This window comes from Bartonella sp. AD328YNZD (assembly GCF_042196425.1).
On sequence record NZ_JBHIQG010000042.1, the window covers coordinates 1 to 13,245 of the forward strand.

Annotated in this window: 12 protein-coding genes; 7 read left to right on the top strand and 5 right to left on the bottom strand. The window is 37.9% G+C overall.

What is annotated here, in order from left to right:
• Positions 1-291, bottom strand: a 291-nt coding sequence (locus tag ACFIO3_RS03530; RefSeq protein ID WP_375704116.1) for an ATP-binding cassette domain-containing protein, incomplete at its 3' end; no start/stop codon positions are given.
• A 681-nt stretch (positions 292-972) separates the two neighbouring features.
• Between ACFIO3_RS03530 and nrdH the strand changes: the two genes are divergently transcribed.
• From nrdH to nrdF, 4 genes are read left to right on the top strand one after another with little or no spacing between them, the layout of a single operon-like run.
• Positions 973-1,197 carry a glutaredoxin-like protein NrdH gene (gene nrdH / locus ACFIO3_RS03535; RefSeq protein WP_005774163.1) on the top strand — a complete coding sequence of 75 codons (225 nt, stop codon included), beginning with the start codon at positions 973-975 and terminating at the stop codon, positions 1,195-1,197.
• Complete coding sequence (nrdI, locus tag ACFIO3_RS03540) at positions 1,197-1,595, top strand: class Ib ribonucleoside-diphosphate reductase assembly flavoprotein NrdI (RefSeq protein ID WP_375606767.1); 399 nt, start codon at positions 1,197-1,199, stop codon at positions 1,593-1,595. The genes nrdH and nrdI overlap by 1 nt, the downstream gene beginning before the upstream one ends.
• Entirely contained in the window at positions 1,577-3,727 is a 2,151-nt protein-coding gene (gene nrdE, locus ACFIO3_RS03545) for a class 1b ribonucleoside-diphosphate reductase subunit alpha (protein WP_375606768.1), read from the top strand. The genes nrdI and nrdE overlap by 19 nt, the downstream gene beginning before the upstream one ends.
• 11 nt (positions 3,728-3,738) lie before the next feature.
• Positions 3,739-4,713 (top strand): class 1b ribonucleoside-diphosphate reductase subunit beta, encoded by a 975-nt coding sequence (gene nrdF, locus ACFIO3_RS03550; RefSeq protein WP_273722534.1) that lies wholly within the window; start codon positions 3,739-3,741, stop codon positions 4,711-4,713.
• On the opposite strand, the gene prmC is transcribed toward nrdF, so the two are convergent.
• The 4 genes from prmC to secA form a co-directional block, all read right to left on the bottom strand.
• Positions 4,710-5,576, bottom strand: a complete 867-nt coding sequence (prmC, locus tag ACFIO3_RS03555) for a peptide chain release factor N(5)-glutamine methyltransferase (RefSeq protein WP_375606769.1) — start codon at positions 5,574-5,576, stop codon at positions 4,710-4,712. The genes nrdF and prmC overlap by 4 nt on opposite strands.
• A complete protein-coding gene (gene prfA, locus ACFIO3_RS03560) occupies positions 5,573-6,649 on the bottom strand; it encodes a peptide chain release factor 1 (RefSeq protein WP_375606770.1) in 1,077 nt (358 codons plus the stop codon). The genes prmC and prfA overlap by 4 nt, the downstream gene beginning before the upstream one ends.
• Before the next feature lie 222 nt (positions 6,650-6,871).
• Positions 6,872-7,291: a Fur family transcriptional regulator gene (locus ACFIO3_RS03565; protein ID WP_375606771.1), complete on the bottom strand. Its 420-nt coding sequence runs from the start codon at positions 7,289-7,291 to the stop codon at positions 6,872-6,874.
• A 10-nt stretch (positions 7,292-7,301) separates the two neighbouring features.
• A complete protein-coding gene (gene secA / locus ACFIO3_RS03570) occupies positions 7,302-10,019 on the bottom strand; it encodes a preprotein translocase subunit SecA (protein ID WP_375704117.1) in 2,718 nt (905 codons plus the stop codon).
• Positions 10,020-10,453: 434 nt separating this feature from the next.
• Between secA and ACFIO3_RS03575 the strand changes: the two genes are divergently transcribed.
• From ACFIO3_RS03575 to ACFIO3_RS03585, 3 genes are all read left to right on the top strand, one after another.
• Positions 10,454-11,407 carry a peptidylprolyl isomerase gene (locus ACFIO3_RS03575; RefSeq protein WP_375606773.1) on the top strand — a complete coding sequence of 318 codons (954 nt, stop codon included), beginning with the start codon at positions 10,454-10,456 and terminating at the stop codon, positions 11,405-11,407.
• A 128-nt stretch (positions 11,408-11,535) separates the two neighbouring features.
• The gene (argJ, locus tag ACFIO3_RS03580) at positions 11,536-12,768 is read left to right on the top strand and encodes a bifunctional glutamate N-acetyltransferase/amino-acid acetyltransferase ArgJ (protein WP_375704118.1); all 1,233 of its coding nucleotides are present in this window, start codon (positions 11,536-11,538) and stop codon (positions 12,766-12,768) included.
• 126 nt (positions 12,769-12,894) lie between these two features.
• A partial coding sequence (locus ACFIO3_RS03585) for a (deoxy)nucleoside triphosphate pyrophosphohydrolase (protein ID WP_375704119.1) occupies positions 12,895-13,245 on the top strand: 351 nt, incomplete at its 3' end.

Below are 13,245 nucleotides of genomic sequence, written 5' to 3' on the forward strand. Positions count from 1 at the left end.
TCCACAAAAGGACCATAACCCTGTTTTGATAAGCGTTTTCACATCAATTGGAAATGTTTGATCTACATGACATTGCTGAGCAAGATAAGCAATGCGGCTTTTTTTTGGTTTTGTAATTTTTCCTTTAAGAGGTTTAATCAATCCGGCGATGGCTTTTAGCAGTGTCGATTTTCCAGCGCCATTATCACCTGTTATTGCAACCAATGAACCAGCTTTTAACTTTGCTGAAAAGTTCTTTATTGCTATTCTATTCCTATAGCCTAATGTTGTCTTATTGAAGTGCAGATCCATATTTTTTACCATCGTTGCTTATTATTTTGGAAACTATGTAATAATATAACGTTTGTCAACAAAATGTTATATTATTACATAGTTTTGAGTACTGAAAATTTTAGTGGGAAGATCGTGGAAAATTAAAAATAATAATTGAATTCACCTTGACGAAAGAGAGAGAGTATATACTATATATAGTATCAAAATGATTGGTGATTCTAAATAAGCACAAGAGAGGGTGTTAGTGTGTTTCGTTTGGTATCTAAGTTATTTCCATTATTGTAAAGAGTTTATTGGCCAAAGGTATAGCAGTATTTTTACTGAAGAGTCTCTTTTGGAAGGATTCCCTTTCGTTTTTGTAATTGATTTTTGCCGTAAAAGAGTAAACTAGAGCTCTTGAAAAACGGTGGTTTAGAACGTTAGTTTTTTAGACAGCAGGAGGGAATTGTAATGCAAGCAAAAGATTGTTTTATAACTAGGGGGCTTTGCCATTTAAGTTGTAGAATAATCGCTTATTCTCATCATAGTTTTTGAAGTTATTTGATGAGGAATTCTGTTATGTTTAGGAAGCTGTGTATTATTTGAAAATAACCACATGTTTTGCTTACAATTTCTGTTTTTTGTTATTCTTGAGTACCTATAAAATTATTAGATTGACCTTTCAGGGTTGATTGTTTGGAATTGTGAAAGTTGAAGAAAATGTCGATCACTATTTATAGTAAACCATCTTGTGTCCAATGTGATGCTACACGCCGCGCTTTTGATGCAAAAGGCATTCATTATCGTGTTGTTGATATTTCCTGTGATGAACAAGCATATAGTTTTGTTCAATCTCTGGGGTATCGTCAGGTTCCTGTCGTTGTTTGTGGTGAAAATCATTGGTCTGGTTTTAGACCAGATATGATTAGTGGTCTTTGTGCTTAATGGGGCTTATTGTTTATTATTCGAGTGCAACGGGTAATACAGAACATTTTGTCTCGCAGCTTGGTCAACGACTCTTCAAAATTGATAAAAAAAAGCCTTCTGCATTGGTTGGTGAACCTTATGTATTGGTTGTTCCTACATATGCAGATGGCGAAGGAAGAGGGGCCGTGCCAAAGGCCGTTGTCCAGTTTCTTAATGAATCTGAGAACCGAAAATTAATTTGTGGTGTTATTGGCGGTGGGAATCGTAATTTTGGTCGCTATTATAATTTAGCAAGTAAAATTATTGCTGAAAAATGTTGTGTCCCTTGCCTTTATCGTTTTGAGCTGCGTGGAACTGATGAAGACGTTATCTATGTAAAAAAGGGATTGGAAAGATTTTGGAAACAATTGGTATAGGACAATCGCAGAAATCGGATCAGGTTACTGATTATCATGCGTTGAATGCAATGCTTAATCTTTATGATGAAAATGGTCATATTCAATTTGATATGGATCGGCTTGCTGCGCGGCAATATTTTCTTCAGCATGTTAATCAAAATACAGTTTTTTTTCATAACCTGAAGGAAAAAATAGATTACTTAATAGAAGAAGGTTATTATGAAAAAGCTTTGTTTGAGCTTTATGATTTTTCTTTTATTAAAAAGCTTTTTAAACGTGCTTATGCATTTAAATTTCGTTTTCCTACCTTTTTAGGCGCGTTTAAGTATTATACCAGCTATACACTGAAGACTTTTGATGGGAAACGTTATCTTGAACGTTATGAAGATCGCGTCTGTCTTGTAGCTTTATATTTGGCACAAGGGAATAAAGCTCTTGCGGAAAGTTTTGTGGATGAAATTATTACAGGACGTTTTCAACCAGCAACGCCGACATTTCTAAATGCTGGCAAAAAACAACGTGGTGAATTGGTTTCGTGTTTTTTGCTACGTGTTGAAGATAATATGGAATCGATAGGTCGTTCGGTTAATTCGGCTTTGCAGCTTTCAAAACGTGGTGGAGGTGTGGCGCTTTGTTTGACCAATTTGCGGGAAGCTGGAGCGCCAATTAAGCAAATAGAAAATCAGTCCTCAGGTGTTTTACCGGTGATGAAACTCTTGGAAGATTCTTTTTCTTACGCCAATCAGCTTGGGGCACGACAGGGGGCTGGAGCTGTTTATTTGCATGCTCATCATTTAGATATTATGAAGTTTTTGGATACAAAGCGTGAAAATGCTGATGAAAAAGTTAGAATCAAAACGCTTTCGCTTGGTGTCGTTATTCCTGATATTACTTTTGAGCTTGCACGGAATAATGAGGATATGTATCTCTTCTCATCGTATGACATCGAGCGTGTTACAGGTAAACCCTTTAGCGATATTTCTTTAACGGAGCATTATCGATCCTTTGTTGATAATGCAAAGATTCGTAAAAAGAAAATAAGTGCACGCGTTTTTTTCCAGACACTAGCGGAAATTCAATTCGAGTCGGGTTATCCCTATATTTTATTTGAGGATACTGCTAATCGATCGAATCCGATAGCTGGGCGCATAAGTATGAGCAATTTATGTTCAGAAATTTTGCAGGTGAGTGAGGCGAGTGAACTGGAGACAGATTTAACGTATCGAACGATTGGAAGTGACATATCCTGTAATCTTGGATCCATGAATATTGCCAAAGCAATGGAAAGTCCTGATTTTGGACAGACCGTAGAATCTGCTGTTCGTGCTCTGACTGCTGTTTCGGATATGAGCAATATTGCTTGTGTACCTTCCATTGCGAAAGGCAATGCCGAAAGTCATGCGATTGGTTTGGGACAAATGAATTTGCATGGGTTTCTAGCGCGTGAGCAGATTTATTATGGATCTCCAGAAGCGATTGATTTTACCAATATCTACTTTTATATTGTGACATATCACGCCATACGTGCTTCCAATTTAATTGCGCGCGAACGTCAAGAAATATTTGCAGGGTTTGAAAAATCAGCTTATGCAGATGGGCGTTTTTTCGAAAAATATATTGAAAAAGAATGGAAACCGCAATTTGCGCTTGTACAAGAGCTTTTTGCACGGAACAATATTGTTATTCCAAGTCAAAATGATTGGCAGGAACTCAAAGATTTAGTTGTTGAGTATGGGTTGTATAATCGCAATCTACAGGCTGTTCCACCCACGGGATCTATTTCCTATATTAATCATGCCACTTCTTCTATTCATCCAATTGCTTCAAAAATTGAAATTCGCAAAGAGGGAAAAATTGGGCGCGTTTATTATCCCGCTCCTTATATGGATAATACGAATTTGAATTTTTACCAAGATGCTTATGAGATTGGGCCTGAAAAAATTATAGATACCTATGCTGTTGCAACACAGCATGTTGATCAAGGTCTTTCATTAACATTATTTTTTCCCGATACAGCGACCACACGTGATATTAACCGCGCACAAATTTATGCTTGGAAAAAGGGTATCAAGAGTATTTATTATGTACGATTACGGCAAGTAGCATTAAGTGGAACAGAAGTAGATGGCTGTGTTTCGTGCAGTTTATAGGAGATCATCATATGACAAAGATTACAACCAAAAATCCTGTTGTGTGTGCTGTTAATTGGAATAGATTACATGATGAGAAAGATCTTGAAGTATGGAACCGCTTAACTGGGAATTTTTGGTTACCTGAGAAGGTTCCACTTTCCAATGACATTCCCTCATGGTCAAGCTTAACGGATGAAGAACGTAAATTAACGATTCGTGTTTTTACAGGACTAACGCTTTTAGATACAATTCAAAACACTGTAGGAGCCATTTCGCTTCTGGCTGATGCGATAACAGAGCATGAGGAGGCGGTTTTGACGAATATTGCGTTTATGGAAGCGGTTCATGCACGTTCTTATTCCTCTATTTTTTCAACCCTTTGCTCGACCGTAGAAGTTGATGATGCATTTAGATGGTCGGAAGAAAATATTCATTTGCAGAAAAAGGCTAGATTAGTACTTGAACGTTATGAAGCAAATGATCCACTCAAGAAAAAAATTGCTTCTACTTTACTGGAAAGCTTTTTATTTTATTCTGGTTTTTATTTGCCCATGTATTGGGCCAGTCGCGCTAAGTTAACCAATACAGCAGATCTCATTCGACTGATCATTCGTGATGAAGCGGTTCACGGTTATTATATAGGTTATAAATTCCAATTGGGCTTTGCAAAGCTTGATGAAGCCAAAAGACAAGAAATTAAAGATTTTGCTTTTAACCTGCTCTTTGACCTTTATAACATCGAGTGCAAATATACTGAAGATCTTTATGATGCACTTGGATTGACGGAAGATGTTAAAATTTTTCTTCATTATAATGCTAACAAGGCTTTAATGAATTTAGGTTTTGAAGCTCTTTTCCCCCCTGAGGTTTGTCGTGTTAATCCCGCTATTTTGGCAGCTTTATCACCAAACTCTGACGAAAATCATGACTTTTTTTCAGGGGCTGGTTCTTCTTATGTCATTGGCAAGGCGGTTGCTACCACGGATGATGATTGGGAATTTTAATGTTTGCATGCAAATAGAAGTGCGCGGGGTATTCCACTGAGGTCTTTGCGCATTTCTAAGCATTGAAAGCCATTTGTTTCAAACAAATTGCAAACTTCTTTTTCTTGAGAGTAACCAATTTCAACAGCGATAGTGCCGTTTTCTTTTAAGTAGTTGGCTGCTTCATGGGCGAGCTTACGATAAAAATCAAGACCATCTTTTCCACCGATAAGAGCGCGCAATGGATCATGTAAGCGCACTTCTTTTGCAAGTTTTTTGATATCTTTTGCGGGGATATAAGGTGGATTGGAAACAATGAAATCAAAGCGACCAGTGACAGAATTAAACCAATCGCTAAGAAGAGGTGTGAAGCGATGTATTACTTCAGCATTTTTTGCATTTTTTGTCGCTGTTTTAAGGGCATCTTCAGAAATATCGACAGCGACTGCATAGGATTGTGGAATGTGTTTAAGAATGGCAATGGCAATGGCGCCACTTCCTGTCCCCATATCAAGGAGTGTTATTTTTCTCGAATTTTCGACATATTTTTTGAGGAAAGGGAGAACAAGATCTATCAACGTTTCTGTATCAGGACGGGGTTCTAACGTCTCTTGAGACAAAGCGAAGGATATGCCATAAAATTCTCGTTCTCCTATAATACGGTAGACGGGTTCGCCTGCAATCCGCCGTTGGACAGCCTGTTCTATTTGTGTAATGTGCTCAGAAGATAGAGGTATATCTGGTTGAGAAATTCTTTCAGCAGCATTTATTCCTGTTATCCATTCAATGAGTATTTTCGCATCGAGATTGGCTTCAGAAATTCCTTTCATGCGCAATTTTTCTTGAGTTTGTTGGATGACATTTTTGAAAGAATATTTGTTCAATTATTGTCCATTTCCATCAGGAGTGCTGTTTGGTGATCTGAGATGAGTGCATGAATAAGCTCATCAAGATCTCCTTCCAATATGCGATCAAGCTTATACAGGGTCAGATTAATACGGTGATCCGTGATGCGTCCTTGTGGAAAATTATAGGTACGAATACGTTCTGAACGATCACCAGAACCAACTTGGCTCTTACGGGAAGCTGAACGTTCATTTTCCGCTTTTTGTCGTTCGATATCGAATAAGCGTGCCCGTAAAATTTGAAGGGCTCGTGCTCTGTTTTGATGTTGTGATTTTTCTGCTTGTACGACCATAATTCCTGTTGGAATATGCGTGATACGAACAGCTGAATCCGTTGTATTAACATGCTGTCCTCCTGCTCCAGATGCACGCATTGTGTCGATACGAATATCTTCAGGACGAATATCAATATCAATATCTTCAGCCTCTGGAAGTACAGCAACGGTAGCAGCAGATGTATGGATACGTCCACCTGTCTCTGTTTCAGGGATGCGTTGCACACGATGGACACCTGATTCATATTTCAATTTAGAAAAGACACCTTTTCCTGAAATGCTAGCAATAATCTCTTTATATCCGCCAACTTCCCCCTCACTGAGTGAAATAACTTCTACTTTCCAATGGTGAGCATGGGCATAACGTTCATACATGCGAAAAAGATCACCGGAAAAAAGTGCTGCTTCTGATCCACCCGTTCCTGCTCGAATTTCAATAATAGCGCTTTTTTCATCAGCAACATCTTTAGGCAAAAGCAGAATCTGGAGTTCTTTTTCAAATTGCTCTCCTTTTTTATATAACGATGGTAGCTCTTCCTGGGCAAGGTTACGCATCTCTATATCTGTTTGTTTATCGTTGATAATCGCTTCTAATTCTGTAATCTCTCCGTAAAGAGCATTTAATGCGCGTATAGAGGTAATAACGGGTTGTAGTTCTGCATATTCAGAAGCTAATTTGACATATGTTTCAGCATTTGGATTTGTTGTCATTTGGCTTTCAATTATTTCAAAGCGCTTTTCAAGCTGTTTCATACGATCTTGTGGCAAAGAAACCATGATAATATTGGCCTAATTTTTCATAATACAATTTTTATAATATTTTTTTGCAATGATTTTTTGTGATAATATCGGCAATGAATTACCGTATAGCATCATACAAAAAGAGGTAATAAAGCAATTCTTTTTTTTTGCCAATGAAAACTATTATATTTTAAAGGTAAATTTTTATAAAATTTGATTTGCCTGAGGTATTTTATCTAATGATATATAATCATTTTTTTAAGAGTTTTTTTTTCCGTAAAGTTCAAGGCGATGATGAATAATATCATAGCCAAGGGATTTTGCAATTTCCTCTTGCAGCTTTTCAATAACATCAGAATGAAACTCGATAACTTGTCCTGTTTCTATATCAATAAGATGATCATGATGTTGCCCATCTGCTTGCTCAAAACGAGATGGACCACCACTAAAGCTATGGCGATGAATTGTTCCATTTCCTTCTAATATTTTCATGGTTCGATAAACCGTTGAGAGTGAAATATTCGAATCTATTTTGTTTGCACGCTGAAAAATTTCAAATGCATTGGGATGATCATTTGTATCCGTCAAAATATCAAGAATAACACGTCGTTGACGTGTTACTCTTAAACCAGCTGTGCGCAATTCTTGCTCATAATTTCGCTTTTTATTCATTTGCATAGTTTACTTTTCAAACAAAGGCTCCATGACAGTGTTTGTATTTTTTCTCTGAACCGCAAGGACAACGCTCATTACGTCCAACTTTTCCCCATGTGGTTATATCGTTAGGGTCACGATCTTGTGGATTAACAAATCTATTTTCTTGTGATCGTGCCCATAAGGTGGGAGCATTTTCTTGACTTTGATCATTAAAGACGGATGAAACAGCATCCGTTTGCTCAGGCATGGTTGGTTCTGTGGGTTGTTGAATAATTTCAAAGCGCATAAGTTTAGAAGTGACAATTCTGCGCAAATTTTTCAACATACTTTGAAAGAGTTCAAATGATTCTGTCTTATATTCATTGAGTGGATCCCGCTGCGCATAACCACGAAACCCAACAACAGAACGCAAATGGTCTAAACTTACCAGATGTTCACGCCATAACGTGTCAATAGTTTCGAGCAATACTGCTTTGTGAAAATAAGCCATAACTTCTGGAGAATATCGTTCAGTACGATCATTTTCAAGTTTTGTAACAGCATCTGATACACGCTCTAGAATTTGCTCCTCGGCAATTCCATCTTCTTTTACCCATTCTTCCACTGGAAGCTCAAGATTAAAGAGTTGTTGAAGCTCTTCTTCGAGAGTTTTTGCATCCCATTTTTCAGAATATGTCCCTGATGGAATATAAGCCTCTACGAGATCCTCTACGACTTCATTACGCATTTCAAGGATCATTTCTGATAAATCATCTGCATTCATGACCTCCATACGCTGTTCAAAAATAACTTTGCGTTGATCATTCATGACATCATCATATTTTAGCAGATTTTTACGAATTTCAAAGTTTCGTGCTTCGACCTTTTTTTGTGCTTTTTCAAGGGCTTTATTAATCCATGGATGGATAATAGCTTCATTTTCTTTCAATCCAAGTTTTTGTAGCATACCATCCATACGGTTGGAGCCAAAGATACGCATAAGATCATCTTGAAGAGAGAGAAAGAATTTTGAGCGACCAGGATCGCCTTGGCGACCAGAACGTCCACGAAGCTGGTTATCAATACGACGGCTTTCATGACGTTCAGTAGCGATAACGTAAAGCCCTCCAGCCGCTAAAGCTTTTTCTTTAAGTTGCTTGACATCTTTTTTTATTTCTTCAATTTTAGCTGTCCGCTCTGGACCTTCGGGGATATCCTGTAACTCTTGTCGAATGCGCATTTCAACATTACCACCAAGTTGTATATCCGTACCGCGTCCTGCCATGTTGGTTGCAATGGTGAGAGCTCTAGGAACTCCTGCTTGCGCAATGATATATGCTTCTTGTTCGTGATAGCGAGCATTTAAGACTCTAAAATCGGTAATGCCTTCTTTTCGCAAACGTTCTGCCAATTGTTCTGATTTTTCAATAGAGGTTGTTCCAACAAGAATAGGCTGTTCTTTTTCGTGTGCTTGACGGATATCACGCACAATTGCCCGATATTTCTCTTCTGCTGTTCGATAAATCTCATCATCTTCATCAATACGTTGTATTGGCAAATTTGTAGGAACTTCGACAACGTCAAGACCATAAATATTTCTGAATTCTTCGGCTTCTGTTGTTGCAGTTCCAGTCATGCCAGATAATTTTCTATACATACGGAAGTAATTTTGGAAAGTGATGGAAGCAAGTGTCTGGTTTTCTGGTTGAATAGCAACATGCTCTTTAGCTTCTAAAGCTTGATGAAGTCCTTCAGAATAACGCCGCCCAGGCATCATTCGCCCTGTAAATTCGTCAATAATAACGATCTCATCATTGCGAACAATATAATCTTTATCGCGAGCAAACAGTTTATGAGCTTTTAGAGCATTATTGACATGATGAACGATAGCGACATTTTCTATGTCATAAAGACTCTCACCTTTAAGATGCCCAGCTTGTTCGAGCATTTTTTCAATTTTTTCAGTACCAACTTCGGTAAAGGTCGTTGTTTTTTGTTTTTCGTCTATTTCATAGTCTTCTGGAGTTAAGGCAGGAATAAATGTATCAATAAGGTTATAGAAGTCAGTACGATCTTCTAGAGGACCAGAAATAATAAGGGGGGTACGGGCTTCATCAATAAGAATCGAATCAACTTCATCAACAATTGCGTAATGATGTCCACGTTGGACCATTTGACTATGATCGAAGGCCATATTATCACGCAAATAGTCAAAACCTAGTTCATTATTTGTGGCATAGGTGATGTCGCATGCATATGCCTCTCGGCGGGCTTCACTATCAAGATCATGAAGAATCACGCCTGTTGTAAGCCCTAGAAAACTAAAAATTTTCCCCATTGTTTCAGCATCACGACTGGCGAGATAATCGTTTACTGTCACAACATGAACGCCTTTACCTTCCAATGCATTGAGATAAATTGGTAGAGTTGCCATTAATGTTTTACCTTCACCAGTACGCATTTCAGCTATGCCGCAGTCGTGAAGGACCATTCCACCAATAAGTTGTACGTCAAAAGGACGCATGTCATAAACACGTTTTGCTGCTTCACGAACAGTTGCGAAAGCTTCTGGTAAGAGCAAATCAATACTTTCACCTCCACTAAGACGTTTACGAAAGGCATCTGTTTTTTGGTAAAGCTGCTCATCACTTAATTTTACGAATTGTTCTTCCAAAGCATTAATTTGTGCAACTTTTTGGCGGAGTGCTTTGAGGCGTCGCTCATGAGCTGAACCAAAAAATTTACGTGCAAAAACACCTAAACCGACCATCACTGGCCCTTTCTTTTAATTATTGTCACTTTTGTTGGGTAATTCATACGTTTTCCCCATTCTCTACATTTTCTTTAAGTTTTCTGATATCATTAGAGATATAATGAAATGCAGATGGTACCATTATACTTGCAGGTGTGCAATTTTCCATTTTAATTGTAACGTAGAGATAAGAGGCTAAGCGCGCTATGTCAACTTTAGGTATGCTATTTAACTGATACAATACAAAGTAATTGAAGATACAATATGTCATTTTTCTCTATGATCATGTTTTTCATTTGCATTAGATAGGGTTGTAGAAACCGAGATAAAAGAACGATTTTATATTTTTTACAATGAAATTACTAATTTATTTCTCTATATTTAAAGAATAAAGTGTTATGGTAAAGAAAATTGGAATCTTGAACCTGCCTTCACTTTTAAGGAGTATATTTATGAAATTCAACTTTATCACGCTGTTTTTAGCATCAACTTTATTGGCAAGTACAAGTTTAGGGGTGAAAGCCCAAGAAGGTGTGAATTCACCATCGAATGATTTAAAAACTTTGGAGAAAGCTTCTGAAAAAGCAATTTCTCCTTCTCATGTTATGGCAGTTATTGATGGGAAAAATATTACAGCAGGTCAATTGGATGATTTAGCACTTGAAATAAATCCTAATTTAGCACGTTTTCCTGATGAACAACGTCGTATGATGGTTCTAAAAGCTTATTTAGATATGCAGGCACTTGCAAAAGAAGCAAGAAGAAAAGGTCTTGATAAGACAGAAGCTTACGATAAACGTATGGCAGTCATGCGTGATAATGTTCTTCAACAGCTTTATTTTAAACAAACGATTGTTGACAAAATATCGGATACTGATTTGGAAGCTCTTTATAAGCAAGAAGTTGCTGCTCTACCTAAGGAGGATGAGGTTAAAGCGCGTCATATTTTGGTCAAAACGAGAAAAGAAGCAGAAGCTATCATTAAGCATTTAAATAAAGGCGAAAGTTTTGAAGAGATTGCAAAGAAAAGTTCAACAGATGGTTCTGCTGCCGTTGGGGGTGATCTTGGTTATTTTAGCCATGGTCAAATGGTCAAGCCTTTTGAAGATGCCGCATTTGGTTTAAAAGTTGGCGAATACACTAAACAACCTGTTGAAAGTCCTTTTGGTTGGCATATTATTAAATTAGAGGATCGTCGTGTAAAACAACCGCCTGCATTTGATGATGTTAAAGAAATGTTGCGGACACAGCTGATAAAAAAGCGCTATCAAGAACTGATTGTTGATTTACGTAGCAAGATAGATGTGAAATACCCTGATCCTAATGTTACAAAAATCATGGAATCGCTTCATCAAAATGGGACGCTGCTTCCCGATGAGACGTCCGATGAAGAAGATACGGAATAGCTAGGAAAATAAGTAGATAGCCTCTTTAATAGATAATTTGCTAGGTTGGTTTTGTTCAAAAAATCTAGCAGTTTTCTATGAGAGGTTATTGATCTGCAATCATTTCATTTTTTTATAGAAAGCATATTGTGGTTTTGAAAATCTCTCCTTTGTCGCCTCAAAAGATCCAAGAGCTTTCTCCATTATCTGGTGTACGGATAGCAACAGCTGAAGCTGGGATTAAATATAAAGATCGTACAGATCTTCTTTTCATCATATTCGATAAGCCAGTGAATGTGGCAGGCGTTTTTACCCGTTCAAAATGTCCATCTGCTCCTGTAGAGCATTGTCGTGCATCGCTTCCTCATGGGGTTGCTAGAGCTGTTGTTGTGAATTCTGGAAATGCAAATGCTTTTACAGGAAGCAAAGGAAAGCACACAACGAATGAAATAATATATGCAGCAGCGAACGCTTTAAAGGTTAGAAAAGATGAAGTTTTTATAGCTTCCACAGGTGTTATTGGTGAGCCAATGGATGCCGCGGGTATTGTCAATCTTTTACCAAGTATGACAGAGACAGCAGAAGAGGGAAATTGGTTGGAAGCTGCAAAAGCCATAATGACAACGGACACATTTCCAAAACTTGCGACGCGCACTTTTGACTGTGGGGGAGAGTGTGTTACCATTAATGGAATTGCAAAGGGTGCTGGTATGATTGCACCCGATATGGCGACAATGCTGTCATTTGTAGTTAGTGATGCTACTATTTCTTCGGATGCACTCCAATCCATGTTATCAGAGGCAGTTGAGGGTTCTTTTAATTCAATTACTGTTGATAGTGATACCTCAACTTCAGATACGCTTATGTTGTTTGCGACAGGAAAAGAACATTTTCCCTGCATTAGATGTAAAACAGATCCGCGTTATGAAGTGTTCTCAAAGCACTTGAGTGCACTTTTGCACGAGCTCGCATTACAAGTTGTTTGTGATGGTGAAGGTGCTCGTCATTTAATTGAGGTTAATGTAATTGGTGCTACAACAAACGATGCTGCAAAAACGATTGCTTTGTCAATTGCAAATTCACCACTTGTAAAAACGGCTATTGCCGGTGAAGATGCGAATTGGGGACGGGTGGTTATGGCCGTTGGGAAGGCTGGTGTTGAAGTCGATCGTGATCTATTGATGATTTGGTTTGGTGAGCATCGTGTGGCGATCAATGGCGAACGAGATCCTGAGTATTGTGAAGAGACAATAGGTACTTATATGCAAGGTAAGCACATCACAATTCGTGTTGATATCGGTTTGGGTAATGGTACAGCGACAGTTTGGTCTTGCGATTTAACAAAAGAGTACGTTATGATCAACAGCAATTATAGAAGTTAACGGATGCATTTTATATTTAACAGCTTATTATTTTTCAGAAAAAATGAAGGATGTAAGTTCTTTTAGGAGCAGGAGGGGTATGATAGATAAAGACAGTTATCTTTATGATCCCTATTGGCGAGTAATATGTATATAAAAAGTTCCATTCTTCTTGTTGTTGCATGCGCATTGTTCGATCAGAATAATCGTGTTTTGCTAACTAAGCGTCTTGAAGGAAAATCACTAGCTGGTTTATGGGAGTTTCCTGGTGGCAAGGTTGAGCAAGGTGAAACTCCGGAAGCATCATTGATTCGTGAACTAGAGGAAGAGCTTGGTATTTATGTTCAACCAAATAATTTACACCCTTTAACATTTGCAAGTCATAGCTATAAAACATTTCATCTCTTAATGCCATTGTATCTTTGTGACCATTATGAGGGCGTTGCACAAGGACGAGAAGGGCAAAATTTAGAATGGGTTTTTATTAATGATCTTGAT